Source organism: Planctomycetota bacterium, from assembly GCA_016207825.1.
GTDB lineage: Bacteria > Planctomycetota > MHYJ01 > JACQXL01 > JACQZI01 > JACQZI01.
In genome coordinates this window covers 18436-43377 of the sequence record JACQZI010000014.1, presented here as the reverse complement: position 1 = coordinate 43377, position 24942 = coordinate 18436, and the positions used below count along the sequence as shown (strand labels likewise).

The 24942-nt window shown below is 45.2% G+C and carries 24 protein-coding genes; 10 read left to right on the top strand and 14 right to left on the bottom strand.

Annotation, left to right across the window (positions count from 1 at the left end):
• Positions 1 to 47: 47 nt before the first annotated feature.
• Together HY811_06830 and HY811_06825 are read right to left on the bottom strand one after the other, a co-directional pair.
• A complete protein-coding gene (locus tag HY811_06830; GenBank protein ID MBI4834515.1) occupies positions 48 to 626 on the bottom strand; it encodes a hypothetical protein in 579 nt (192 codons plus the stop codon).
• Between the two features lie 294 nt (positions 627 to 920).
• Complete coding sequence (locus HY811_06825; protein ID MBI4834514.1) at positions 921 to 2858, bottom strand: SIR2 family protein; 1938 nt, start codon at positions 2856 to 2858, stop codon at positions 921 to 923.
• 356 nt (positions 2859 to 3214) lie between these two features.
• On the opposite strand from HY811_06825, the gene trmD reads away from it, so the two are divergent.
• From trmD to HY811_06795, 6 genes are all read left to right on the top strand, one after another.
• Entirely contained in the window at positions 3215 to 3886 is a 672-nt protein-coding gene (trmD, locus tag HY811_06820) for a tRNA (guanosine(37)-N1)-methyltransferase TrmD (protein ID MBI4834513.1), read from the top strand.
• Positions 3887 to 3967: 81 nt separating this feature from the next.
• Positions 3968 to 4477 carry a 50S ribosomal protein L19 gene (rplS, locus tag HY811_06815; protein ID MBI4834512.1) on the top strand — a complete coding sequence of 170 codons (510 nt, stop codon included), beginning with the start codon at positions 3968 to 3970 and terminating at the stop codon, positions 4475 to 4477.
• A 274-nt stretch (positions 4478 to 4751) separates the two neighbouring features.
• Positions 4752 to 5795 (top strand): Holliday junction branch migration DNA helicase RuvB, encoded by a 1044-nt coding sequence (ruvB, locus tag HY811_06810; protein ID MBI4834511.1) that lies wholly within the window; start codon positions 4752 to 4754, stop codon positions 5793 to 5795.
• Positions 5795 to 6532 carry an rRNA pseudouridine synthase gene (locus HY811_06805; protein MBI4834510.1) on the top strand — a complete coding sequence of 246 codons (738 nt, stop codon included), beginning with the start codon at positions 5795 to 5797 and terminating at the stop codon, positions 6530 to 6532. Before ruvB ends, HY811_06805 begins: the two co-directional genes overlap by 1 nt.
• A 1-nt stretch (position 6533) precedes the next feature.
• Entirely contained in the window at positions 6534 to 6929 is a 396-nt protein-coding gene (locus HY811_06800) for a PEGA domain-containing protein (protein ID MBI4834509.1), read from the top strand.
• Between the two features lie 36 nt (positions 6930 to 6965).
• Positions 6966 to 7781: a thymidylate synthase gene (locus tag HY811_06795; GenBank protein ID MBI4834508.1), complete on the top strand. Its 816-nt coding sequence runs from the start codon at positions 6966 to 6968 to the stop codon at positions 7779 to 7781.
• On the opposite strand, the gene HY811_06790 is transcribed toward HY811_06795, so the two are convergent.
• The 9 genes from HY811_06790 to HY811_06750 form a co-directional block, all read right to left on the bottom strand.
• Positions 7768 to 8241: a DUF523 domain-containing protein gene (locus tag HY811_06790; GenBank protein MBI4834507.1), complete on the bottom strand. Its 474-nt coding sequence runs from the start codon at positions 8239 to 8241 to the stop codon at positions 7768 to 7770. The genes HY811_06795 and HY811_06790 overlap by 14 nt on opposite strands.
• 10 nt (positions 8242 to 8251) lie before the next feature.
• On the bottom strand, positions 8252 to 8605 hold the full coding sequence (locus HY811_06785; protein MBI4834506.1) for an STAS domain-containing protein: 354 nt from the start codon (positions 8603 to 8605) through the stop codon (positions 8252 to 8254).
• A 1-nt stretch (position 8606) separates the two neighbouring features.
• On the bottom strand, positions 8607 to 9089 hold the full coding sequence (locus HY811_06780; GenBank protein ID MBI4834505.1) for an ATP-binding protein: 483 nt from the start codon (positions 9087 to 9089) through the stop codon (positions 8607 to 8609).
• Positions 9090 to 9112: 23 nt separating this feature from the next.
• Complete coding sequence (locus HY811_06775) at positions 9113 to 10756, bottom strand: PP2C family protein-serine/threonine phosphatase (GenBank protein MBI4834504.1); 1644 nt, start codon at positions 10754 to 10756, stop codon at positions 9113 to 9115.
• Positions 10757 to 10768: 12 nt separating this feature from the next.
• Positions 10769 to 11281, bottom strand: a complete 513-nt coding sequence (locus HY811_06770; GenBank protein MBI4834503.1) for a phosphatidylglycerophosphatase A — start codon at positions 11279 to 11281, stop codon at positions 10769 to 10771.
• An 8-nt stretch (positions 11282 to 11289) separates the two neighbouring features.
• Complete coding sequence (gene pgsA / locus HY811_06765; GenBank protein ID MBI4834502.1) at positions 11290 to 11886, bottom strand: CDP-diacylglycerol--glycerol-3-phosphate 3-phosphatidyltransferase; 597 nt, start codon at positions 11884 to 11886, stop codon at positions 11290 to 11292.
• Positions 11873 to 13213, bottom strand: a complete 1341-nt coding sequence (gene rimO, locus HY811_06760) for a 30S ribosomal protein S12 methylthiotransferase RimO (GenBank protein ID MBI4834501.1) — start codon at positions 13211 to 13213, stop codon at positions 11873 to 11875. The genes pgsA and rimO overlap by 14 nt, the downstream gene beginning before the upstream one ends.
• Positions 13214 to 13278: 65 nt before the next feature.
• Entirely contained in the window at positions 13279 to 13995 is a 717-nt protein-coding gene (locus tag HY811_06755; protein ID MBI4834500.1) for a UDP-2,3-diacylglucosamine diphosphatase, read from the bottom strand.
• A 77-nt stretch (positions 13996 to 14072) separates the two neighbouring features.
• Positions 14073 to 15215, bottom strand: coding sequence for a PilT/PilU family type 4a pilus ATPase (locus HY811_06750; GenBank protein ID MBI4834499.1), 1143 nt, complete (start codon positions 15213 to 15215; stop codon positions 14073 to 14075).
• 124 nt (positions 15216 to 15339) lie between these two features.
• Here HY811_06750 and HY811_06745 point away from each other — a divergent pair, with 124 nt between their 5' ends.
• Both HY811_06745 and HY811_06740 read left to right on the top strand, forming a co-directional pair.
• On the top strand, positions 15340 to 16377 hold the full coding sequence (locus tag HY811_06745) for a hypothetical protein (protein ID MBI4834498.1): 1038 nt from the start codon (positions 15340 to 15342) through the stop codon (positions 16375 to 16377).
• Positions 16378 to 16489: 112 nt separating this feature from the next.
• Complete coding sequence (locus HY811_06740; GenBank protein ID MBI4834497.1) at positions 16490 to 17437, top strand: hypothetical protein; 948 nt, start codon at positions 16490 to 16492, stop codon at positions 17435 to 17437.
• On the opposite strand, the gene polA is transcribed toward HY811_06740, so the two are convergent.
• Positions 17432 to 20116 carry a DNA polymerase I gene (polA, locus tag HY811_06735; GenBank protein MBI4834496.1) on the bottom strand — a complete coding sequence of 895 codons (2685 nt, stop codon included), beginning with the start codon at positions 20114 to 20116 and terminating at the stop codon, positions 17432 to 17434. The genes HY811_06740 and polA overlap by 6 nt on opposite strands.
• A 152-nt stretch (positions 20117 to 20268) precedes the next feature.
• On the opposite strand from polA, the gene HY811_06730 reads away from it, so the two are divergent.
• Positions 20269 to 21075, top strand: a complete 807-nt coding sequence (locus HY811_06730; protein MBI4834495.1) for a PHP domain-containing protein — start codon at positions 20269 to 20271, stop codon at positions 21073 to 21075.
• A 13-nt stretch (positions 21076 to 21088) separates the two neighbouring features.
• Positions 21089 to 22183 (top strand): CofH family radical SAM protein, encoded by a 1095-nt coding sequence (locus tag HY811_06725; protein MBI4834494.1) that lies wholly within the window; start codon positions 21089 to 21091, stop codon positions 22181 to 22183.
• A gap of 2 nt (positions 22184 to 22185) precedes the next feature.
• On the opposite strand, the gene HY811_06720 is transcribed toward HY811_06725, so the two are convergent.
• Both HY811_06720 and HY811_06715 read right to left on the bottom strand, forming a co-directional pair.
• On the bottom strand, positions 22186 to 23256 hold the full coding sequence (locus HY811_06720) for a hypothetical protein (GenBank protein MBI4834493.1): 1071 nt from the start codon (positions 23254 to 23256) through the stop codon (positions 22186 to 22188).
• 49 nt (positions 23257 to 23305) lie between these two features.
• Positions 23306 to 24316: a hypothetical protein gene (locus HY811_06715; GenBank protein MBI4834492.1), complete on the bottom strand. Its 1011-nt coding sequence runs from the start codon at positions 24314 to 24316 to the stop codon at positions 23306 to 23308.
• Between the last annotated feature and the right edge of the window lie 626 nt (positions 24317 to 24942).

Genomic DNA, 24942 nt, shown 5'->3' with positions numbered 1-24942 from the left:
ATCTCGGATTTTCATCAACGCCTAAATTCTACTTTGATTTTATGTTTTTAGCAAGAGTTTCGCTTAGTTTTCTTTTTTACAACACATGTTCTTTCGCCGTGGCGTTTGTTCAATATAGCGCTTGTAACTTTCCTGAGTTTAAAATCGTCTTTACAGATACACAAAAGGTCTTCTATTTGGTATGGTTTTAGTTTCCGTAATAAGATATCTAATTCATCTGTTAAAAGACAGGAAGTTTTACTTAGCTGCCTTCCTAGTAATATTTCCGCCCCCCTACGCGTCCCACGATGTAAGTAGACTTTATCAGGAAGGATTCCTTTGCGGAAGCCAATCATCATAGTGGTATCGTAAATAGATAAGTCCCCAAACCCCTTTACACTGTTTTCCTCAACTATGTTATAAAGAGAATTAAAGTCTTTACATTTATTGATTGCTTTTGCATTGCGCAATAGCTTTTTCTTTACTCTGTCTTTAACTGATTTTTTAACCCTCCGCTGGTGGGGAAATGTATAAATCTTTCTAATACGTTCTTCAAGTGAACCGTTAGAATAATCGTCAGGATTGAAACGAGCTCTCTTCTTATACCACTCAACAATCCTGGCTAAATTCTTTAATTTGTTAGACATTTCGTTATAATTCCGTGCTTTTGGGGGACGTTTTACTTAATTACCAAGAATTTTACTATTCGAAGGGAAGTTTGGCAATAATATTAGTTAATTAGTTGATTGATTAATCCCACCTGGCTACGCTTTCCCTAAAGGGACGTCACTATGTTCCGCGGGGAAGTCGCTTCGCTCCGGAATTGAGAAAAAGAGCTTTGTGGATAGAGAAAATCAAGGATTTCAGGGATAGGTGCCTGTTTCAAGAGAACAAGGCTGTTTTTGGAAAAGTGTGCTCCAAAGCGTGGTGACTATCAACATTCAGGTAGCATCAGCTTCTTTTAGGAACAACCATAATGCATCAAGAAAAGTCGGTTTTTTCAAACCAATAAATCGTTTAAAAAGCACAGTGCGTCTCCAACCAGATGCTATTCCTTTACACTTTTTTCTCCATTCTTTGTCAGACCCGTTTATTTCCTCTTTAGCCTTACCCATATTATGATCAATCAGATAATAAAGCAAAGCTCGATAAGCACGCGTATTCCCGGATTGAGGATTGTTTTGCACTAAGTCGTTCTGAATTTGTAATTCATCAAGCCTATCCTTTATTTCTTTAAGCTCTTTTTTATCAATAAATTTTCTACCAAGCAATTTTGTCTCTAAATGACGCAACCAATAGTAGGCCGTTTTCATTACATCAAAATTCTTATCGATATCGCTATATAACGATTCAATCCAACGGAAATAAAAAGCAAAAATACGTACGGTATAACACCCAAAAAGCATTAAAATATTTCCCCAGCTATGCAATAGATCCACTCGATAATATGCGGCCAGTCCCTTAAGGCTTTTCCTTTCTTCATTTGTTTTGGCTAAGGAAATTCCTTTCTTAAGTAAATACATACCCTTGAAAATACAATATGGGATTTTAATAAGTCGAAGCGGTCGGAGCGGATTGGGCCTTTTCGAAAGGCATAAATATTCATACCCAAGCCAAACAATATCTTTAGCAACAGATAATTCAACTTCTGGGTGTTGTTTGGCTGATATAGTTTGTTTTGTATGACGAATAGCTCTCTCTAACTTGCCATAAGTATGGTACATATGCCCAAGCAAATCTTCAACCTGCCATAATAAATGAGGTGTGTTTTTTATTATTGAGTTATTATGCAACAACCAAAGAAGTTTTTCACTATATTCTCCTGTTTGATGAATAATATAAGCCAGTGCTAATGCGGTTTTTATTGATTGAGCATTATTCGGATCATTATCGGCTTTGAATGGTGCGATATCTGGGTGTTTTTTCACTCCACCCTTAGGCTGTGATATCGTAATAGATAAAGATTCAAGTGTATCAATAAGAAATTGCCTAATGTCTCCAATAAGAATAACAGCTTCTATATTTGAATTACTAAGCCAATTATAAACTCTCTCTGAAATTTCATCTAGTCCTGCTTTTCGTCGTTCAATAGTTTTAGGACTGATATATTGAACCCATATTATTTTCTTTAGTCTCTTAGCAGAACTAGTTTTTTTTACGAGAATAGGGAAAATATCCCAATCATCATCGCTATAACCGGCTACCAGCAAGACACTGGATTTATCGATTGCATCCGAAATTACCCTAATGGTATTATATGCCGGTTCGGAACCGATATCCGACAATGTTGCCGCAAGATATTTATATGGGTCATCGCCTTCAGTAAAAGTGCCATGCGGTTTTATTACTCTAAGAATAGGGTTCGATGTGCCAAAAGGAATTTTTGAGGGGGTCGATAATGGACATTCAATTTCACAAGACCCCACTGCTTTTTCAATTAGCAAATCAAAATTAAGGGTTATGCAAACGGGTAGGAAATTATTTTTTGCCAATGCGGCAATTGCATTATGATTGGTATTGCATTCGTCGCCATTTAGAACAGAAATGTAATCTAAAGCCGGTTCTTTATAAACACGGTAGAGTGCGTCAAGAAGACGTTCCAATCTGGCTTCTTCAAGCGTGGCGAACGCCAGATTTTTATCTTTTGAGTCGATTTTATTTAATTCGGGAAATAATTGAGTTGCTTTCTTAAATTCTGAAACCAATGGTTTAATAAGTTCAACTGCTAGTGGAAGAGACGAAGGTTCTCCTGTGGAAATGCCAGCACCGGTAAAAAGAAGCACATTACGTTTTTGAAACTCAGCGGAAGTTTCCTTAACCAAACTATCATATGATTGTATATCTTCACCTATACAGATTGTATGAAATGATGAATTCATTCTTAATTCCGGTGACACCCCTTCGACTCCGCTCCCGCCATAGGCGAGGCTCGCTAAAGGCGGCAGGATGAATCTTACTCAATTCCCGATTCTACTCTTACATTTCGGGGGACGCCCCCGAAGCCACCCCCTTCTCCCTTCGGGATACGAGGGCCATGTTGGGTCGGGGCTCTCTTTGGTCGCTTTCTTAATTATTCGGATTTTACGTTTTAATGGGAAGTTTGGCAATAAATTAATGTAAGTTCATTAGTTCGTGTAATTCCGGGGACGCACTCGCTGCCGCTCCGGGCTATCAGGTTTTTATTGACAAAACGGCCTGTCTTTTATTATAATAGGCCGTTTGTTTGGACTGCCTTATGCGGATAGATGTCGTTACTTTGTTCCCGAATATGTTCAAGGGCTTTCTTAAGGAAAGCATCGTTAAACGGGCGCAAACCAAACGGCTGGTAACGATTAAACTGCATAACCTCCGGGATTATACCCTGGATAAGCATCGCAAGGTCGATGACCGCCCCTTCGGCGGCGGGCCCGGAATGGTCCTGATGGTTGAACCAATAGTGCGCGCTATCGAGGCGATAGAGAAAACCATCAAGCCTGCCCGCCGTAGCGCAGGCGGGGGCAGGGCGCATAAGATTTTGTTCTCGCCTGCCGGCAGGGTTTTTTCCCAGGCACGGGCGAAAGCCCTTGCCAAAAGGGAAAACCTGATTCTGCTCTGCGGGCATTATGAAGGGTTTGACGAGCGGATAAAAGAGCTCATCGAGTTCGAAGAGCTCTCTATCGGCAAATACGTTCTTTCAGGTGGAGAAATACCGGCGGCAGTGGTGATAGATTCCGTAATCCGGCTGGTTCCGAATGTCCTGGGTAATCCGAACTCGGCCGTGGAGGAATCGTTCAGCAAGGGCGATAAGCTGGATTTCCCCAATTATACCCGGCCCCGGGTTTATAAGGGAATCGCGGTTCCGGAGGTGCTTCTTTCCGGCAATCACGATGAGATTAATAAATGGCGCAGTTTGAGGGCTAATAGGTAGAGTCCGCCAGAGGCGGATCCCGATTAATCGGGAAAAGGCCTTGACTGCTTTAGGCAATAGAAATAGAGAAAGGATATAAGTATGAACATCATGGAAGAGATTTCAAAAGATTATCTCAGGAAAAAGGAATTCAAGTTCGATATCGGCGATACGGTCGATGTCCACGTCAAGGTAATGGAAGGCGACAAGGAAAGAATCCAGATATTTAACGGAATCGTCATCGCCCGTAAAGGCGGCGGCGTGAACGAGACCTTCATCGTCCGGCGCATCGTCCAGGGCGAAGGCGTGGAGCGTATTTTCCCGGTCCATTCACCCAATGTCACTAAAATCGCAATTAAGAGAAGCGGAGAAAGCACCCGCCGCGCCAAGCTCTATTATCTGAGGGATAGGGTCGGCAAGGCCGCCAAGCTCAAGGACACCATCGTGCCCGGAGCCGAAGAGGAAGTGCCGGAAGAAATGAAGGAGAAGCCGGAGGAGAAGGCCGAAGCGAAAGCGGAGAGTAAGGCAGAGGCTAAGCCGGAAGCAAAGCACGAGCCGAAAGCGGAAGCCAAAGAAGCCAAGAAAGAAACTCCTGCTGAAGCTAAAAAATAGGCCATCCCTTAACTATCGTAAGGGACGCTCATATCAATAACTTTGGTAGAGCAGCTGATTCATATTATATTGTGGAGCGGGGCGGATTACACAGGATGGAGTTATTCACGGGTCATTGGCTATAAACTGCTCATCTTTAATTTCTTTAGCAAAATACTTGAGCGGGAAAGCATTATATATTAAACTCTCCATATAATCTGGCTAATCCTCCCGTTCCACGGGACTCCCGATTATTGGGAACCCAGAATGGGGCGTTTAATCCTGTTGTTAATATATGGCTATTAATAAACCCCAGAGTTTTAAGCCCAAGATAATTTCCAGCGTCAAGAGCGCTGACGATTTAAGCCTTGACCAAACATTACGTCCCCAGAGTTTCGACGAGTTCGTCGGCCAATCCAAGATAGTCAACAACGTCAAGATATACATCACCGCCGCGCAGAAGCGGTCAGAGGCGCTCGACCACATCCTTTTTACCGGCCTGCCCGGATTAGGCAAGACCACGCTTGCGCACCTGGTTGCCAAGCGCTGCCAGGCGGAAATCAAAGTGACCTCCGGCCCGGCCATGGAGCGTCCCGCGGACCTGGTCGGGATACTCACCAATCTCCAGCCCAAGGATATCCTCTTTATAGACGAAATCCACCGGCTGCCCAAGACGGTTGAAGAATACCTTTATTCCGCGATGGAGGATTACACCATCAATATCATGATAGACCAGGGCCCGCACGCCCGGAGCGTCAATATCGATGTCCCGAAATTCACACTTATCGGCGCGACCACGCGCGAGGGGCTCTTGAGCGACCCGTTCCGCGCGCGCTTTGGGATACTCGAAAAGCTGGAATTATACCCGGTAGAGGATTTATTAAAGATTACCGAACGCTCTGCCAAACTCCTGAACGTTAAACTGGAGGATGACGCCGGAAAGCTCATCAGCCAGCGCGCCCGGGGCACTCCGCGCGTTGCCAACCGGCTCCTTAAGAGAATCCGGGATTTAGCGCAGGTGAAATCCAATAACGTCATCACCCTGAAAATCGCGCTCGAAGGGCTGGAGATGCTCGGGATAGATAACGCGGGGCTGGAAGAAACGGATAGAAAGATTCTAAAAACGCTCATCAACCACGGCGGGGGGCCGATAGGATTAAAGACCATCGCCGTTTCCGTGGGCGAGGAAGAGGATACGATAGAAGAGGTTTACGAACCGTTTTTGATACAGTGCTGTTTCCTGGAAAAAACCCCGCGCGGGAGGAAAATCACCAAATCCGCCTGCGAACACCTCAAGGAGAAAATACCGATCAACCTCATCCAGAAGGATATTTTCTGATGGAAGAGCGGCTTCATAAAGTGATGGCGCATGCCGGAATCGCCTCCCGGCGCAAGTGCGAGGATTTAATCAGGCAGGGGCTGGTCAAGGTCAATAACACCATCGTCCGGGAAGTGGGCGTCAAGGTCGACCCAAGCCGGGACACTATTTACTACCAAGGCCGTCCCATAAAGACCGAGTCGAAGTGCTATTTCCTGGTCCACAAGCCCAAGGGCTATATCTGTTCCAATAAAGACGAACGCGGACGGCGGACGATTATGAATCTTTTTAAGAATATCCCTTACCGCCTTTACACGGTCGGGAGATTGGATTCTGATTCCGAAGGCCTCGTAATAGTGACCAATGACGGGGACCTCTGCAACATGATGATACATCCGCGCTACGAGGTCCCCAAGACCTATCACATCGTGGTCAGGGGAGCGTTACCGCTTGATGTGGCGGAAAAGATACAGAAAGGCGTCTGGCTTTCCGAAGGCAAAACCGCTCCGGCCAAGATGAAAATAATAAAGAAGATGCCCAACTTGACGGTTTTGGAAATGACCATAACGGAAGGCAAGAAACGGGAGATACGCAGGGTTTTTGCCAAGTTCGGCTATCCGGTAAAATCGCTCACGAGGATAAGCATCGGCAAACTGCAATTGAGGGGGCTGCATTCAGGCGCGGTAAAACCGGTCAGCAAAGAGTTTATAATTAGTGGAATTAAACCGGAAGGATTGTATAATAATAAACAGAAATAATATGAAGCGTATTATTATAATCTTAAGTGTGCTGGTTATCTTTGCCGGGTGCGCGAACCGCCAGATAACCATCCGTTCGCAGCCCGAGGGGGCGAAGTTGATTGTCGATTCGCAGGAAATAGGTGTGACGCCCCATACGTTCCCTTTTACCTATTACGGGACCAGGCAGGTAATCCTGCAAAAAGACGGCTACGAAACGCAGACAAACCTGGCGCCGGTAAGCCCGCCCTTCATCCATATTTTCCCTTTTGACCTTTTTATGTTCCTTATCCCTTATCCAATTGAGAATCATTATGTTTTTTCGTATATACTTTCCCCTAAAAAAGAGATTGATGTCGATGAAATCTTGAAGCACGGGGAAGAATTGAAAGCGTACTTAAACGAAGAACTGCGCTGATTAATACGGAGAATATTTATGACGCCGTCAAGCCAGATGAAGCCTGTTTTTATCGAAGCTTTTAACCTTGATGATGCCTGGTTCCAGTGCGTGGATAAAATACTCGATTACGGCCATGTTTACACCATTGATCGGGGCAGTTTTACCGGCCAGAGAAGGCTTGAATTTGATTATGTGGTTATACAGGTCAAAAAGCCCGGTCACCGCCCGATAATACCTTTAATGCCGGAAGGCTCATCCATTCCCGCGCCCAGTTCCATGGAATATGTCGAGCAATACATGAATTACCTCTTGACCGGAGTGAAGCAAGAGGGTGAGGATTATACCTACGGGGAGCGGCTGGTCGACCCGCGCGTCAAGGTGCCGGAGGCAGGCGCCCTGCCTGAAAGGCAGGGACTCCCTATCGTCCCCCCGAAAGCTTTCGGGGAAGTGGAGCGGGGTAAGATGTTCAAAGAGATGCCGCTTAACGTCAACCAGATAGAAGAGGTGATAAAAATCTACAAGACACACGGCTACGGGACGAACCAGGCGACCATGGAAATAGGCATGCCTTCTGATATCAAACTGGTTGACCCGCCGTGCCTGCGCATTATTGATACAAGGATTCGCTACGGCAAGCTGCATTTCATGCTGTATTTCCGCTCATGGGATTTATGGGCGGGAACGCCTTCCAACCTGGCCGGATTGCAGCTTCTGAAAGAATACATGGCTTCCGAAATCGGCGTGGAAGACGGAGAGATATTCGCCGCCAGCAAGGGCCTGCACCTTTATGAATATACCTGGGAATACGCGAAGCAAAGGACCAAGAAGGAAGGCAAAAGCATCCAATCCCAGCCGGCTAAAAAGCCTTAACCGGAATTTTCCGCTTTTTTAGCATATGGGTAAAAACACCGTCCCCTTTGACTAATTCTACTTTGCCTGTTTTTAGGTTTCGGTTATAGACAAATCCGTTTCCGCAGGATGGGCTGCGCGCTTTAATGAAAGCCGATTTTATTTTGACCACTTTCAACAGCTTATTGATTCTTTTACAGCCTTTAAGGAAAGCTTTGGTAAAATCTTTTCCTTTTACGGAGGTTAATCGCGCTTTGTTTTCCCAGACAGATTTTCCGCTGTAAGTGTTGGCGCTGTTTTTGCCGGTAATCTGAACCGGCGGCCTGGGAACGGGTAACCCTCCGGATAATTCGGGGCAGACAATCAGCAAGGGCTTGTCTTTAAGTCGGCGATAAAGGAATCGATTTAATACGGAAGAACCATCATAGCGGGAATTTATTCCTGCCAGGCAGGCGCTTACCAAGTAATAACGAGGGCGCATTATGCTGAGTTTATTTTCCCGTTAAAGTCTTTATGGCGGCTTCCAGGTTATTGGTAATGGTAAAAATCTGGGAAAGGCCCAGAAGGTCGAAGACTTCCTTTACGCCCGGTTTGGGGCGGATGATGATAATATTACCGTTGTTTTCCTGCGCCAGGCCGATGGCGCCGATAAAAACACCCGCTCCGGCGCTCGAGATATAATCCACGTTTGACAGGTCAACGACTAATTTATACTGTTTCTGGTTAAAAAGATTATTAATAGTTTGCTCGAATTCGCTGTAGGTATAGGCATCCAGGAATCCTTTTACCGAAATAGATGTTATTCCATCTGATAATTTTTGCGTATTGATTTGAAAGTCGCCCATATTATGCCTCCTTTTGCAAAGCCAGATACTTTACTAAATACAAATGATTTTGTCCACTTTTAAAAGTATATTTTACTTCATCCATTATTTGCTTCATCAGGAAGATGCCCAAGCCGCCTTTGGCTCCGGCTTTGATAGATTTTGCTATATCAGGTTTTTTGACTCTATTGGGGTTAAAAGGCTTCCCCCAGTCCGTAATACTGAAAGAAATTTCTTTTTCGTTCCTGGCTATTTGTATGTCGATATAACCATCGGTTTTTGATTCGTAAGCGTGTTCTATGATATTGCTGACGGCTTCATCAACCGCCAAGACGAGCCGGTTTTCATAATCGGCTGGCAGGGGAATCTGGCGCATAAAATTGACGACAAACTGCCTGACCAGGTAAAGCAGCTTCAAATCGCTGGTGATTATCAGCCTGTCTTGGTATTTATCCTTATCCGGTAACTGTTTCCTTAACGTATTTCCTCTTGCTTCATCGCTCATAATTCAAGTTCTCCTTTTTAAGTTCATCCGCTGAATTTACAAGAGATAAGTGTTATATCGTCATGTTGGGGCGCATTGCCCTGATGCGCATCAATTTCTTCCATTACTTTGTTTATGAACAACCGGGATTCTATTTCGCCCAGCCGGTTAACCAGGTTGTAGAATCGTTCTGAGCCGAATTCCTCATCATGCTGGTTCATTGATTCCACCACGCCGTCGGTATAGCCGACCAGGCGGTCGCCCCAGCTCAGGTTAATCGTGACTTCTTTAATAGTTCGCTCAAAAACAGGGCCGCGGTCAAAGCCCAGAGCTATCCCGTTAGGGTTAACCAATTCATGTTTATTTAATTTTTTGCGCCAGATGACAAGCGGGTTATGGCCGGCGCTGCTTACCAGGGCGGTATGGTTTTTGATATTTAACACGATGTAAAGGGCTGTGACGAACATCCCGCGCCGTATATCGGTCGCCATGATACGGTTTACTTTTATCAGGGTATCCGCGGCGGAAGGATTACGCCCGGCTTCCATGCGCACCAGGCTGCGTGCCATGGTCATGACCATCGAGCCGGGAATCCCTTTGCCGGAAACATCAGCTACGATGATTCCGATGTTGGATTCGTCGATATTGATGATATCGTAATAATCGCCGCCCACTTCCTTGCTTGCTCTGTAATATGTCGCGATATCATAACCCGGTATTTCCGGTATTTTCTTAGGCAAAAGATTTGCCTGTATTTCATGGGCAATGTTTAGTTCATGTTCAAGTGCTTTTGCCTCCAATTCCTTGTCATGCGCCGCTTTCAGGCTGTTGGTCATCCGGTTAAAAACCTTGGTTAATACGCCGATTTCATCCTGTGAAGATACGGTCGACTGGTGTTCCAGGTTGCCGCCGCTGACTTCTTCCATGTCATCAATGAGGTTTTTGATAGGTTTGGTTACCTGGGATGCCATCCATAATCCGAGTCCGGCGCCGATGGCGATTGCCAGGAATGCCGGCAATAAAAATATTATAAACAGGCTGTTTAAAACCTCGTCGATTTTACGAGCTGAAATGAACAATGTGATATAATGGTCTGTTCCTTTTCCGCTTTTGTCCAAAAGCTCTTTGCGGTAAGCTCGGGTTCTTATACGGTCGGTTTCACCGGTTTGCTCCGAATAATCCAGTTCCCTGATTTCTATATCATCCGGTGTGATTTTTAATGACCGGTCGTTTTCAAGTTTATATTGTTGCGGTGGTTTTAATGAGGCGACTAAAAATACGTCTGCCCCTTTTTCTTCCGTGACAAGAAAATTGATGACATTAGCTGCTTTAATCTGCTCCATTTTATTGTTCTTTTGGGCATCTTTCCAGAATTCCACATCAAAACCTGATAATACATTGGTTAGCATGATACCTGATTCGTTTATCTGGTCTTCCACTTCGTTCCGGATTGAGACATAGGAAATAATTACCACGATGATTATGGCGATGGTGATTGCCAACGCGGTTAAGAGGGCGTATTTTAAGCCTAACGGCAAACCTCTAGGTTTTAATGAAACATACTTTGGTTGTTCGGTCCCGTCTTCGCTTGCCCGCGGTAAAACCACTGTTTTAGTGCGGCGTATGGTTGATTTTGCAGGATTTTTATAAATACCGCTTTTAAATTTACGCGATTCACCTGTTGGCATAATATTTAAACATTACAAAATATATGAAGAGGGGTCAAGTTTTATAAACCACGGCATAGACAGCAGTATTCTGGTTAAAATATTGGCATAAAAACCCGCGATTAAATCATCCGTGACAATACCTATTCCGCCGTTTAGTCTTTCCGCTTGTTTTGCCGGGAAAGGCTTAAGCACATCAAAAAACCTGAAAAGTATAAAGGAGGTGATAACTGACAAAGCCGGCATATCCGAAAGGTTTATCATGAATACCGATAGGAAATAACCGGCAAATTCATCCAGCACGAATGGCTTGGGATCCTTTTTGCCGTAATATTTTTCCGCCCATTTCCCGGTTAAAAGGCAGATGATGGAAAAAAACAATACGCCGGCGCCGCTTATAAGATATTCTTTATAAGGCATATTTATGAATCCGTAACAGATAAGGTAAATATCGACCGCAAAAATCGTTCCGATTGTCCCGCCGATCCATGGGAAATAACCTGTGTAAGCGGCGCTGACCAGTCCTTTTAAAATGAAATTCTTCATTGATTCGGTTAATCCTGTTTAACCTGACGTGATAATTTATAGAAAGCTAGTATATATGAAAGGCCGGAAATAATGGTTGTGATTAGGGTAAGCCAGATGAAAGCTTTTAATATGACCGCCGATGCCGGAAGCAGGTCGGGTCTTCTTGCCAGGTGTCCCCAATAAATCAGGGCCCAGATTATCGTCAGGCTTTGAGTTGTCATTTTATGCTGGCCCCACAAAGAGCTGCCGAAAGCGATGCCTTTTGACTCGGCAAAAGCCCTTAACGCGCTGACCAGGAATTCACGCCCTAAAATTATTACCAACATCCAGGCCGGCATGAAATATTGCATGGGAGCCCAGCTGACAAAAAATACGAAAGTCCCGCAGACCAGTACTTTATCTATGAACGGGTCGGCAATCCTGCCGAAATTGGTTACCATTTTATACCGCCGGGCAATATAGCCGTCTAATACATCGGTCAGGAGCGCTATAGCAAAAAGGCCCAGGGCGCAATTTATCAATGCCGTATGGAAAACGCCGTCTTTATAAGCAAAGAATATTATCACAAAATAAATGATTGAAATAAACAAGCGGCTTAGTGTCAAACGGTTAGCAAGATTCATAAAGTGCTCCTGTCAAATCATATCCCTTGGAACCCGTGACCAGTATATTATATATGGCGCCTGTCCTCAAGCTTTTCCCGCCTTGTTTTGCCGGCTTTATAAAGATATTCCCGTCCACTTCCGGGGCGTCTCCGTAAATCCGCCCGATAAAATATCCGCCTTCCCGGCTGTCGATAATGGCGGGGATAATCTTTCCTTTTAGTTTCCAGTTAAAACCAAAGGCGATTTTTTGCTGGGTGCGCATGAGAGTGTCAAGTCGTTTTGCCTTAAGCTGTTCCGTGATTTGTTTCTCAAAGCCGAAAGCCGGCGTGCCTTCTTCCGGAGAATATATAAAAGCCCCCAGACGCTCGAATTTGGCTTTGTTCAGGAAATCCATAAGTTCGTTAAAATCTTTTTCTGTCTCGCCGGGGAATCCGACGATTATTGACGTTCTTAAGAACAGTCCTTTTATCTTTTTACGCAATTTGGTTATGAGTTCGATTATATCTTTGCCTTTTATCCCCCTGCCCATTTTACGAAGTATGTTATCGCTGATATGCTGTATCGGAATATCAATATATTTAACCACCTTCTTATTCACGGCTATTTCGTTTATTAAATCATCTGTAAAATAGCGCGGATTGGTATAAAGAACCCGTATCCATTCTACCCCTTTAACACCCGCTAGTTTCCTCAGTAATTCGGCTAATTTGGATTTTCCATATAAATCCTTTCCGTAATAAGTGGTATCCTGGGCGATAAGATTGATTTCTTTAACGCCGTCTTTTGCCAGCTTTTCGGCTTCCTTGATTATTTCCGGCATGGGTTTGCTGCGGTAACGCCCGTGGAAGCGCGGAATCACGCAATAAGTGCATCGGTTATCGCATCCCTCAGCAATCCTTAAATAAGCGAAATGTTTTGGGGTGAAACGCCATCGCTGGTTATCAATCCTAGCCGCTTCAGGAACGTGAGGAACGGCATTGACCGGTTTTTCCGCAACGGAAAGTTTGCGTAAAAGGTTAACAATTTCGTCTCTTCCGAAAGAGCCCAGCCATGCATCTGCTTTATATTTATCCTTAAGCGTATCGCCCACGCGTTGTGGCAAACATCCGGCAACTACCACCTTTTTATATTTGCCTTCATTTTTGAGCGCTAGCGCCTGCCTTATAATGCTTTCCGATTCTTCGGTGGCATCCTTGATAAAACAGCATGTATTAATGATGAAAATATCAGCCGGTTGGCCATCAGATACTATTTTGTAATCGGCTTTTTCTAAAGCACCCAACATTACTTCTGAATCCACCAGGTTTTTGGGGCATCCCAGGCTGATAAATCCGACCGTTTTCATGGGGGGAATCATATCATTTTAGATATGCTTTGTAAATATTCTCTTGGCTTTTCGGGATGGAAGCTTCAGAATACCGATGGCTTTAAAAAGCCGTTTTTGTAAACCAGGTAATGCCCGCCTTCACCGAATGAACCTAATGTATAAAGCGTTTTGCCGCCCGGATAGCTTTCCTCGCCGTTGCGGTGGACGTGTCCGCAGATGATAATATCATATCCTTTTTTAAAAGTTGCCTCGACTGCTTTTGGCGTGATATTTCTTTCCGGGTCGGGCTTTTGTTTTACCAGATGGGTGGAAAGCCCGCGCAAGGATTTGCCTATTCCGTAACTTGCTTTTTGAGGGATACTTTTATAAGCGGCTTTAATGAGTTTGCTCCTCGCCAGCCGGCGATAACTCTTATAACCTTTATCAAGGGTGCATAACAGGTCTCCGTGCGTTAGCCATGCTTTTTTGCCATCCAGTTGTGAATCAGCGCTGTCGCCTAATATCTTTACCCCGGTAGCCTTGGCAAAAGACTTATCTACCAGGAAATCGCGGTTGCCGTAGATGAAATTAATCTGTTGCCCATCTTTGGTGCGTTTTCGTAAGGCGGAAAGTATATCCTGATAATCAACCAGTTCTATATGTTTGGGCCCTATCCAGAAATCGAAAAGGTCGCCCAGGATATAGATTCTTGCAGCCGAGCGGAATTCCGGGGAAAGCATGAAATCCAGCATCTTTGCCGTCCGCTGCGGATAGCCGACGGAAAGATGCGCGTCGCTCAAAAAGATAATATGTTTATCCATATATTGTATGTATGGTAGGATAATCTATTTTAACGCTTTGCTCAAGAATTATTGCAATCCAGCGGAAAGTAATTTATTTAGCCGATTATCTTACGCTCGTCATCAAGGAAGATGCCTTGCAGATACATTTTTAACTGTTCGGCATTGGGTGAATATTTGAAAGCCACTTCCTTGTTTATCAGCCCTTCGTTGATAAGATTAAAGAGCGAACGGTTGAAATCCTGCATACCTTCTTCTTCTGCGCCGCGGATGACTTCCTGTATCTTTTTGTCCTCTTTTTCTTGGATGAGTTTTTGTGTCGAGGGGTTATTGAGCAATATTTCAACCGTGGGCACCATCCGAGCGACATCCGGTTTTGCTCCGGGCAGCAATTTCTGGCAGATGATTGATTTAAGGTTAAAAGAAAGTGCCTGGCGGATTTGTTCCTGCCGTTCAGTCGGGAATAAGTCCAGAATGCGTGAAATAGTCTGGTAAGCGCTTGAGGCGTGGACCGTTCCCAAAACGAGGTGTCCGGTTTCCGCGGCCATGAGTCCTGCTTCCAGGCTTTCCGGGTCGCGCATCTCTCCCAGCATTATTACATCCGGGTCTTGCCTGACCACGTATTTTAAAGCCGAGGCGAATGTTTTTACATCCAGCCCGACCTCGCGCTGGTTAATGAATGATTTTACATCCTTAAACAGGTATTCTATCGGGTCTTCGATAGTGATGATATGGCATCGGCGGTTGTTATTGATGTATTGAAGAATAGACGCAAGGGTTGTTGATTTGCCCGAACCGGTCGGGCCTGCAACGATAATCAGCCCATCCTGTAACAGGGCTATTTTTTTTAGTATCGGTGGCAGGTGTAATTGTTCGAAAGAGGGGATTTCCGTATTCACCCGGCGCACCGCCACCGCCACGCTTCCCCTGTCGCGGAAGACGTTTATCCTGTACCTGCCCCAGCCTTCGATATTATAAGCGAAGTCGATATCGCCTTCCTGTTCGTATTCTTTTTTCTGCTTTTCCGAGAGAATTTCGTAAATCAGGCGCTGGACGTCCGCATCGCCCAGAACGCGAGGTCCCGCTTCGTGCGGCACCGTGGCAATACGGAAAATCGGCTTTAAATTAGCCTTGAGATGCAAATCCGAGCCCTTGTTCTTGCTCAAGGCGATAAAAAGCTTTTCTATATCCTTGAGGTTTTGAGGCGTTCCTTGTTCAACGGCTTCTTTTTCAGCTGGCATATGGTTGATTTTATTAAGTTACCGGAGAGAAGTCAATATATAGTATTTTTTATAATTTATCGCTTTTTAGCGAAACTTTTTAACAAGAGCGGTGTTTATATATTACAGAAAGGAGAAAAGAAATATGAAAAAGAACATATTGATAGCAATAGCGCTAATCCTTGTTCTCGGATTAGTCTCCACGCAGGTAATGGCAAAGGATAATGGCAAAGGCGATAACAAAGATGATGAAAAAAGCGGTAAGGTTGACCAGATAGGCGATGGTGATAGCGGCCAGGGAAATGACGAAGAGTTTGCGCCGGGGGAGAAAAACCCTAACGGCCCCAAGCCGAAGCGCAGGCCGATTCCTCCTGCCCAAAGGGAAAAGATTAAAAAAGCATTTGATAAGGATGGCGATGGCAAATTGAACGATGACGAAAAAGCCGCCGCTAAGCAGGAGCTCGAAAATCGCAGGGGCGAATTCGTTAAGAAATTTGATGCGGATGGTGATGGCAAGCTTAGTGAAGATGAAAAGAAAGAAGCCAGGAAGTTTGTCGAACAACAGCGGAAGGGAAATAACGAAAAGAAGATTCTTAAGAAATACGATTCTGATAACGACGGCCAATTAAGCGATGAGGAAAAAGCAAAGTTTGAAAAAGACCGTGAAACATTCAAAGCCGGAGTCCTGAAAAGGTTTGACAAAAACGGTAACGGCAAACTTGAAGGTAATGAACTTAAAGAATTCCATTTTGTCAGGGAACGTTTTCAGACGGTATTTGTCAAGAGATTTGACAAGGACGGCGACGGCAAGCTGAGCGATGATGAAAGAGCCACCGCTAAGCAGGATATCCAAAGCCGCCGGGCGGAATTAGTTAAAAGGTTTGATAAAGATGGCGACGGCCAGTTGAGTAATGATGAAAAAGCTCATGCCCGTAATGAGTTCAAGGCCAGAAGGCAGGAGTTGAGGAAAAAGATAGATACGGACGGCGATGGCAAAATCAGCGATGATGAACGCGGCAAAGCCGGGGAAAAATTACAGCAGAAGAGGAAAGAACACAAGGAAAATAACGGCGTCCGTGATCACGGCCAGGGAGAAGGAAGAGACGGCAAGGGACAAGGTAAAGGACAGGGAAAAGGTCCGGGCCCGAAGCCTCAAAGGCCACCCAAAGAAAAAGGCAAATAAATAATACACTCTTGGATACATCAAGGGCGCCCCGATGTAACGTCGGGACGCCCTTTTTATTTTGCTTTCATAATGTTTGATTCATTTCTGGCGGCGTGTTAAAATCAATAATATGGATTCCTTAAAGCGTAATTTAATCTGGCTTGGGATTATCGGGCAGTTATTATGTTATGGCGTAATATGGTTTTTTGATTGTGAGTTTATCCTGCGCTGGTTTTACCCGATTATTTGGTGGAGTTATTTGTTTATTATTGACGGCGTGATTTACCGCCTTAAAGGCAATTCTTTGATAGTTAGCCGGACCAAATCATTCTTTCTAATGTTACCCTGGTCGGTGATTATCTGGCTGGTTTTTGAGCTTTTCAATCTACGCCTGCAAAACTGGTTTTATGAATACCTTCCTTCTGTCATCTGGCAGAGATGGCTGGGGTATTTTATATCATTTGCCACGGTTTTACCGGCCATATTTGAAACCGATGAGCTTCTTGGAGCATTAGGGATGTTTTACCTTAAAGGGAAGAATGAAGGCGAACCAACGCTTATCGACAGGAAATATTTTAACCCGGTATCAGGATTAGGGATAATTTTTATTCTGTTGCCGCTCTTTTTCCCGCAATACTTTTTCCCGCTTATCTGGATAGCTTTTATATTCTTGTTGGAACCTGTAAATTACCGGTTAGCTAAAGCTTCTTTATTCTTGCAAAAGGAATACCCAAGGATTGTCAGGTTGGCGCTTGCCGGGTTTATCTGCGGTTTTTTATGGGAGGCCTGGAACGGGAAGGCGCAGGCAAGCTGGGTTTATAGCCTGCCTTATTTAAATTGCTGTAAGATATTTGCAATGCCGGTTGTGGGATATCTCGGCTTCCTGCCGTTTGCCTTGGAGTGTTATTTGATGTATAAATTTATCGTCATTAGCGGGTATGGAATGGATTGGGAATCTTCTCCCTCTGATTATTCGAAACCGACTATGCCGGTTCGTGTTTTAACCGCCGTGATGATGCTGGTTTTCATCCTTTCCACGTTTTATCTTATTGATAGCAGTACTTTGATAACATCATGACTTAACCGGTTCCATTTCCGACCAGTTATCGCCTTTTTTTAAATCCACTTTGAGGAAAACGGAAAGCTTGCAGGTGTTTTGCATTTCGGCTTGGATTATAGGAACGATTTTCTTTTCCTCATCGGTCGGAACTTCGAATATTAATTCATCATGGACCTGCAGTACCATTTTTGTTTTAAGCTTTGTCCCGGAGAGGCGGTTATAGAGGTTAATCATGGCTTTTTTCATGATATCCGCGGCTGTTCCCTGGAGCGGGGCATTAACCGCGGCTCTCTCGGCGAAATTGCGGACGGTTGTGTTATAACTGGCTATTTCCGGCAGGTATCGCTTCCTTCCGAAAAGTGTTTCCACATAACCTTTTTCCCGTGCTGAAATTACGGTTTCTTCCAGGTAATCTTTTATTTCCGGGTAACGGGCGAAGTAACTTTCGATATATTGCTGTGCCATTTCATTGCTGATGGAAAGCTGCTGCGCCAGCCCGTAAGCGCTCATCCCGTAGATGATTCCGAAATTTATGGTTTTGGCTGCCCGGCGCATTTCGTTGTTTACCATGTCGCTTGTGACATTAAATATTTCCGTGGCGGTGAATGTATGGATATCCTCGTCATTCTCAAAAGCCTTGATTAGTTTTTCATCCTTTGAGAAATGGGCCAATAGGCGCAATTCAATCTGCGAATAATCGGCGGAGATGAAGATACAGCCTTTTTCCGGGACAAAAGCCTGCCGGATTTTCCTGCCTTCCTCGGTCCGGACCGGAATATTTTGCAGGTTCGGTTCGCTGCTGGAAAGCCGTCCCGTCGCCGTTACGGTCTGGTTATAGGATGTGTGCAAACGCCCGGTTTGGGGGTTAATCATGGCATCCATCCCTTCGATATAAGTGCTTTTCAGCTTGGCAATAGTTCTGTATTCCAGTATCTGGGCAGGCAGGGGATGCTCGTTTGCCAGTCGCGATAGGGTATCGCTGTCCGTGGAAAAGCCGGTCTTTATCTTTTTACCCCTCTGCAGTCCGAGCTTTTCATAAAGGATATGCTGGAGTTGCTTGGGCGAATCAATGTTGAATTCTTCCTCGGCCATCCGGTATATTTCTTTCTTCAGCTTATCAAGGCGTTTATTAAAATCATCGGCTAATGCGGAAAGGAATTTTTTGTTTACCTTAATTCCGTCCAGTTCCATCTGCGCAAGCACTTTTACCAGCGGCAGTTCTATCTCATTATAAAGTTTGTAGAGATTGGCCTCTTCCAGCTTAGGGATAAGAATCCGGTCCAAAAGATACGCGGCGTTGGCGTCCTCCGCTGAATAGTCCTTGGCAATCTCCAGCGGGACCTTGTCAAAGGTTATTTCCTTTTTGCCTGTTCCGGCCACGTCTTTATAAGTAATAATCTGGTGCTGGAGATATTCACGGCTGATTTCTTCCAGATTGTGGTTATGCTTGGCAGGATTCAATAGGTAGGAGGCAATCATGGTGTCGCTGATTTCTCCTTTTATTTCGAGGCCGTGCCGCTTGAGTATAATCATATCGAACTTGATATTTTGCCCGATTTTTCTGCTATCCGGCTTTTCCAGGAGCCCTTTAAGCGCTTTCAATACTTTCCCCTTATTCAGTTGCTTTGGGACATCCGGATAAGTGTGCCCGACCGGTATATAAAAAGATTTCTTGGGATGATGGCATAAAGAAATGCCGACAATCTCCGCCTGGACCGGGTCTTTAGAGGTGGTTTCCAGGTCCACGGCAAAACTGTCCGCTTTTTGCAGGTCATTGATTAAATTATTAAAGCTATTCTCATCAAGAACAAGCCGGTATTCGTCATAGGAGATATTCTTTGCCGGGGTTAATTCCTTAAGGAATTTGCTGAATTCCAATTCGGTAAAAATATTCCTTAATCGTTCGATATCCGGTGTCCCTTGTTTAAGCTCGTTTATTTTCACCGGCAATGGGACATCGGTTTTGATGGTGAATAATTCCTTGCTTAATCTGGCGTCATCCGGATTGGCGATAATTTTTTCCCTGAGTTTTTCCTTTTTAATTTTATCCGCTTCTTTTATAAGAGTTTCTATGTCCCCAAACTCTTTAATCAGTTCTATAGCGGTTTTTTCGCCGATTCCGGAAATACCGGGGATATTATCGGTTTTATCCCCTGCCAATGCGAAGATATCGACCACTTTATCCGGTGCAACCCCGAATCTTTCTTTGATTTCCTCCACACCGGTTGTTTTATCTTTCATGGTGTCCAGCAGGGTAATCTTTTCCGAGACGAGCTGGGTCATATCCTTGTCGCCCGTGATGATAACCGTGGCGATTCCCTGCTGTTCGGCAAGGCGGGAGATGGTCCCGATGATGTCGTCCGCCTCAAATCCGGGCTTTTCCAGCTGTGGTATGTTAAAAGCTTCCACGATATTTTTTATATAGGGTATTTGCATTACCAGTTCATCCGCCATTTTCGGCCGGTTGGCTTTATAATCGCTGTATATTTTAGTGCGGAAAGTCGGTCCTTTAGCGTCAAAGGCGATTGCCAGGTAAGCTGGTTTATAATCGTTGATTACTTTCAGTATCATGGTGGTGAATCCGTATATCGCGTTGGTGGGAAGGCCGCTTGAGTTTGATAAATGCCTGATGGCATAAAAAGCCCGGTAAATGTAAGAATTACCGTCTATTAAAAATAATTTTTCTAATTTACTCATATTTTTTTACTGGAAATAAGGCAAAAGATGACGCCCTGTATCGTAGTTTTTTCGCGACTTCTAGCCCGCTGGATTATAGCATAGCAGATATTAAACCAAGGTGTCAAAAAAATTACTCTTGCATTTTATTAGGAAAATGCTATAATAAAAAAATGTCTGTTGATTTGCATTTGCACAGCAATATATCAGACGGATTATACCCGCCTGATGAGGTTTTTAACAAAGTAAGAAACGCCGGTCTAAAGATAATCGCATTGACCGATCATGATAGCTATTCCGGAGGTGAAAGGTTAAAGCAGCAGAATGCAAATGACGGTATTAAGGTAATCCAGGGTATAGAGATAAGCTCTTCTTATGAAGGTACGGAAATCCACGTTCTCGGTTATTTCCGGGATGGCCTTTCTGAAGAATTGAAGAGCTTTGTTGCCACTGCGCAGGCTGATAGAGAATCCAGGATTTCCAAGGGTTTGGCTAATCTTGAAAAGAAAGGAATAAATCTCACCCGGGTGGAACTGGGTCGTTTTTATCACGGGGAAAGCATTGGGCGTAACCACCTGGCGCAGTTGCTGGTGGAAAAGGGCTATGCGGATTCTCCCGTCGACGCGTTCCAGAGTTATCTTAAATACGACCTTAATATCGTTCCCCAAACGACCACTAAAATTGCCGATGTCATCGGGCTGGTTAAAAACTCCGGAGGCGTGTGCATCTGGGCGCATCCCCCGATGAAGTTTTTTGATAAATATATTGCGGTTTTTGTTTCCATGGGAATGGACGGCGTAGAAGCCTATAACCGCAGGAAATCGAATAATAATTCGTTTTATTACCATACGGTTGCTGAAAAACTCGATTTGTTGATAACCGCCGGGTCGGATTGGCACGGCTTTCCTGAAGAGGAATTCATGAGCGAGAAGATTTATCCCGCTCAGACGCTCGATAAATTCATGGAAAAAATATTATAAAAGGAGAAAAATAATGGATCCGAGAATTATTCTTAAAACAGCTTTAGGCGGGGGAGAGGTCACCGCGACCGAGGCAATCGTCCTGATGCAGAGCTATCCAGTCATGACCGAGGAAATAAACCGCACCGCGGATATGCTCAACAAACGGCTTCATCGTGGAGTGGTTACTTATCTCCACAGCAAACACATTGCTTATACGAATGTCTGCCGTTACCGCTGCCGCTTCTGCTCCTATTTCAAAAGGAAAAACGAGAAAGGCAGTTTTACCCTGAAAATAAGCAATGTCATTAATAAGCTGAAGGAAGACAAGGATGTCGAACAGCTTTGTATTTACGGGGCATGTAATCCCGAGCTGAATTTTAATTACTATTGTAACCTGTTGAAGGAGATAAAGAAGGTTTTTCCTTCGACTCATATCCAGGGATTTTCTCCTTTAGAGATATCTTTTATCGCCAAGCGCTCCAAAAACCCGACCATAGAAGTATTAAAAAAGTTTAAGGAATCCGGCCTGGACTCTATGGGTGGCTTTGACGCGGAGATACTCAACGATAAATTGAGAAAAAAAATCTGCCCTGATAAAATCAGGACTCATGATTGGGTTGACATCATTAAAAACGCCCACAGGATAGGTATTAAAACAACCGCGACTATCCTCTTCGGCCATCTGGAGGATGAAATCCATATCGCCGAACATATGGAAATTATAAGAAACATTCAGAGGGAAACCAACGGGTTTATCGAATTCATACCCATTCCTTTCTCGTACCATACTACCGAGTTTACGAACCTGAAAAAGCTGGCTTCCAAATGGCGCGAGCGGGTCGGATATTTAAATGAGACCGATGCCACCTTCCGGCTTCTTGCGGTCAGCCGCCTGTTCTTCGGCTCGTCGCTCCCGAATATCCAGGCAAGCTGGTTTAGGCTGGGCATGGATAATGCCGTCAAGTGCCTGCATACCGGCGCCAATGATATCGGCGAAACGGTCTTTGACGAAAGCGTCTGCAAAAATATAAATACCAGGAGCGGAACCGAGATGTCGCCGCAAAAGCTGAAAAGCATAATCACGAAGGCCGGCCGGAAACCGCGTTCCCGTCATTTGCACCGTTAAGGTTAAAGCGCTTTTTTGGATTTGAAGTATTCCTTCGCGGCAAGCGTCCACAGTTGCGGGTCGCATCCGCCTTTTTTACATTCATTGTCTTCAAGCACGAATATCTCCGGGTCAGTATCTAAAACAGGGAGAATCCGCTCACTCACTTCCATGACATGCTTCAAGCCGAACTTCTTTGCCCCGGCGTGGATTATCGCCTGCTCAAAAGGCCAGACCGTCCTGGTGTGATACGAGCTCTTTAATTCCCCGGCCAATTCAGGGCTTAAGGTGCGGTAGCCGATGGGGGTTTCCAGCGCTTTCGCGGATTCCGCAATCGCCTTGATTTTATCAGGCGATAAATCCCCCGGCTCCAGGTAAAAGAGGGCATGGAGCGAATCCGAGCTTACGCCGCTGATTGCCCCTTTTTTATCCAGCGCCAAATAAAACGCGCCCGACTTTTCATCATAAAGCATATCCAACACGCGGCGCATCTTTTCGGCAATGGCCTTTAGCTTCCCCATCTCCAGCATATCGGAAGCGCATCTTAACGCGTTCATGTTCTGGATATGCGCCAATGGATAAACCACCGGATACGCCGGCTCGCCTTCAGATCTCCCGATAATCGAGGAATCTTTCCAGTAAGTCACTTTAAGCGAAAACCTGTTCGCGTTACAGAATAACGGGTCTTCTATGAATAAATCACGCTTGTCCAAGTGGTTTAGGATATAATTAACTCCCCTGGTGAGGTTGTTCCGGTAGCGGTTTAAGAGCGCGTCATCATCGGTGAGCTTGCGGTAATGCCAGTGTCCGATTATATAAAGGGCGGTCGTATCGCAGGCATTGAATTCGGTTGAAAGTTCTCTTATCATGATGCCTGGATATTCGTGGAAGATTTTACCGGATTCCTCTCCTGTCTTGGAATCCTTCTTTACGCCTTGGTGTATGGAGGAAAACTCGATTTGTCCCTTGAGCATCTCGGCATTGCCGGCAAGGATGGCGGAAATGATTCCGTCCCGGGTGAAGTTGCGCGGGAATCCCGGCAATCCCGCCTGGTAGATATTACAGGTCTCCCCGTTTATTTTCAGACGTTTCATTTATTCACCACAGAGGACAGAGCTACTGCCTCCCTTTAGGGACAGAGATTTATTTAGTTATAATATAATTTTTAATCTTGTCCTGTGATAGCGGTTGTACTGCCATCTCCCTTAACACCTGCCCCTTAGCCTTTAAAACAGCCGTAAGAATGGTATCGGCCGTTTCCGAATGGTCCGCGTAGCGCGCGGTGATTTGTGCCGCCAGCATGATATTCGCCTCGTTTGTTTCCCCGCGCAGGATTCCCGCCGGGCCGGGGCAATCGGTCATGTCAATCACGGTGTCGCCTTCCTTTTCCATGGCAACCAATCGGTCGTTTTCCTGCTCGTTCCGCCCGACGATTAGTTTGGTCTTTTTATCTATCCGGAAATGGCGGCCGAGCCTCAAGATTATTATTTCGCTTACGGCTAACGAGCCGTATTTAATCAGGTCTTTTAACCGCGCGCAGAATTCCGGGTCGGTGAGTAAGCATCCGCCTGCCGGGCATGGATAATCTTTTATCTCGAAGAGTTTCGCCAGGTTCATCTGGTCGCGCCTGCCGCGTCCGGAGAGTCCCATGAGCTTGGCGCGGTCTACCCAGCCTTCCTTTTCCGGGATGGTCGGCTCCAGGAACTTCGCGGAAAGCGGGCGCAGGATAAGCCCGGTCAAGCCGCTTTTCTTTTCGATTAGGTCGAGCGACTGCTTATGCTGGGACATCGGGCGCTGTCCCAGGACTTCTCCCGTAAAAAGGAAGGAGGCGCCGTTTTCTTTCATATATTCACCGGCGGTTTTGAGCATGAGGATGCGGCAATCTATGCACGGATTCATATTCTTGCCGTAACCGTGCCTGGGGCGCTGGATTATTTTAAGGAATTCCGCGGTGTTATTGACGGTCTTGACCTTTATGCCGAGTTTCTCGGAGATTACCGTGATGCTCGACTTGCATCCGTCTTTATGGTTGTCGCACTGGCAGAATGGGGTGGTGAAGTGGAGCGCGGTGATATCGATTCCCTGTTTATGGATGAGTTCCACGGCAAGGAGGCTGTCCAGCCCGCCTGAAAGAAGCCCGATTGCTTTTACCATAAGGATGAAATAATATCAGCCATTTCCCGAAAAGTCAAGTTTAAGTTTGAATGGAGTGGTTTAAACTACCTGTTAACATTCTACACAAGTCCATATCACACTTCTCATAAACGGGAACAAGGGGATACATAAGACTGGAGAACAGACTTCATAAAAGTATCTTGCCGGAGTCATCTATCCATGATCGGTGGTTTAAGGAGTCGGTTTTTAGCCCGCATCCTGGCTAACGAGGTGAGCGGTAATTCGGATTTCCAAAACGCCTAAAACCGTTTCCCCGCCTTCCCTAAGCCCATTAATAATAGTCAGATAGGGCGGGCATGGGGGATGAAACACTCTGAAACATTGGGAAAAGTCTAATCTATAAATTTCACAGATTAGCAGATTCTAACTTTAAATCCGTTTTCCCGTCGCACCCCCTATTCCAGTTTTTCTACTCCCCCCGAATGGGGGTAGGGAGGGGAGTATAGGGGAGGTGGGTAGAGGGGGTAGCCATCCCGGCTTCGGGATGAATAGGCTATTTTGTTCCCCTTAAATAGAATCTCGGCATACTCCAGATAGGGGTAGGGTAGAAGATATAAAGGGGGTGGGGAGGGGGTATAGGGGGGATGGGTAGAGGGGGGTGTGTT

What these genes read in the sequence shown, in the direction of transcription:
- HY811_06830 (MBI4834515.1), bottom strand. Translation starts at nt 626, where the DNA reads ATGTCTAACAAATTAAAGAATTTAGCCAGGATTGTTGAGTGGTATAAG.
- HY811_06825 (MBI4834514.1), bottom strand. Translation starts at nt 2,858, where the DNA reads ATGAATTCATCATTTCATACAATCTGTATAGGTGAAGATATACAATCA.
- trmD (MBI4834513.1), top strand. Translation starts at nt 3,215, where the DNA reads ATGCGGATAGATGTCGTTACTTTGTTCCCGAATATGTTCAAGGGCTTT.
- rplS (MBI4834512.1), top strand. Translation starts at nt 3,968, where the DNA reads ATGAACATCATGGAAGAGATTTCAAAAGATTATCTCAGGAAAAAGGAA.
- ruvB (MBI4834511.1), top strand. Translation starts at nt 4,752, where the DNA reads ATGGCTATTAATAAACCCCAGAGTTTTAAGCCCAAGATAATTTCCAGC.
- HY811_06805 (MBI4834510.1), top strand. Translation starts at nt 5,795, where the DNA reads ATGGAAGAGCGGCTTCATAAAGTGATGGCGCATGCCGGAATCGCCTCC.
- HY811_06800 (MBI4834509.1), top strand. Translation starts at nt 6,534, where the DNA reads ATGAAGCGTATTATTATAATCTTAAGTGTGCTGGTTATCTTTGCCGGG.
- HY811_06795 (MBI4834508.1), top strand. Translation starts at nt 6,966, where the DNA reads ATGAAGCCTGTTTTTATCGAAGCTTTTAACCTTGATGATGCCTGGTTC.
- HY811_06790 (MBI4834507.1), bottom strand. Translation starts at nt 8,241, where the DNA reads ATGCGCCCTCGTTATTACTTGGTAAGCGCCTGCCTGGCAGGAATAAAT.
- HY811_06785 (MBI4834506.1), bottom strand. Translation starts at nt 8,605, where the DNA reads ATGGGCGACTTTCAAATCAATACGCAAAAATTATCAGATGGAATAACA.
- HY811_06780 (MBI4834505.1), bottom strand. Translation starts at nt 9,089, where the DNA reads ATGAGCGATGAAGCAAGAGGAAATACGTTAAGGAAACAGTTACCGGAT.
- HY811_06775 (MBI4834504.1), bottom strand. Translation starts at nt 10,756, where the DNA reads ATGCCAACAGGTGAATCGCGTAAATTTAAAAGCGGTATTTATAAAAAT.
- HY811_06770 (MBI4834503.1), bottom strand. Translation starts at nt 11,281, where the DNA reads ATGAAGAATTTCATTTTAAAAGGACTGGTCAGCGCCGCTTACACAGGT.
- pgsA (MBI4834502.1), bottom strand. Translation starts at nt 11,886, where the DNA reads ATGAATCTTGCTAACCGTTTGACACTAAGCCGCTTGTTTATTTCAATC.
- rimO (MBI4834501.1), bottom strand. Translation starts at nt 13,213, where the DNA reads ATGAAAACGGTCGGATTTATCAGCCTGGGATGCCCCAAAAACCTGGTG.
- HY811_06755 (MBI4834500.1), bottom strand. Translation starts at nt 13,995, where the DNA reads ATGGATAAACATATTATCTTTTTGAGCGACGCGCATCTTTCCGTCGGC.
- HY811_06750 (MBI4834499.1), bottom strand. Translation starts at nt 15,215, where the DNA reads ATGCCAGCTGAAAAAGAAGCCGTTGAACAAGGAACGCCTCAAAACCTC.
- HY811_06745 (MBI4834498.1), top strand. Translation starts at nt 15,340, where the DNA reads ATGAAAAAGAACATATTGATAGCAATAGCGCTAATCCTTGTTCTCGGA.
- HY811_06740 (MBI4834497.1), top strand. Translation starts at nt 16,490, where the DNA reads ATGGATTCCTTAAAGCGTAATTTAATCTGGCTTGGGATTATCGGGCAG.
- polA (MBI4834496.1), bottom strand. Translation starts at nt 20,116, where the DNA reads ATGAGTAAATTAGAAAAATTATTTTTAATAGACGGTAATTCTTACATT.
- HY811_06730 (MBI4834495.1), top strand. Translation starts at nt 20,269, where the DNA reads ATGTCTGTTGATTTGCATTTGCACAGCAATATATCAGACGGATTATAC.
- HY811_06725 (MBI4834494.1), top strand. Translation starts at nt 21,089, where the DNA reads ATGGATCCGAGAATTATTCTTAAAACAGCTTTAGGCGGGGGAGAGGTC.
- HY811_06720 (MBI4834493.1), bottom strand. Translation starts at nt 23,256, where the DNA reads ATGAAACGTCTGAAAATAAACGGGGAGACCTGTAATATCTACCAGGCG.
- HY811_06715 (MBI4834492.1), bottom strand. Translation starts at nt 24,316, where the DNA reads ATGGTAAAAGCAATCGGGCTTCTTTCAGGCGGGCTGGACAGCCTCCTT.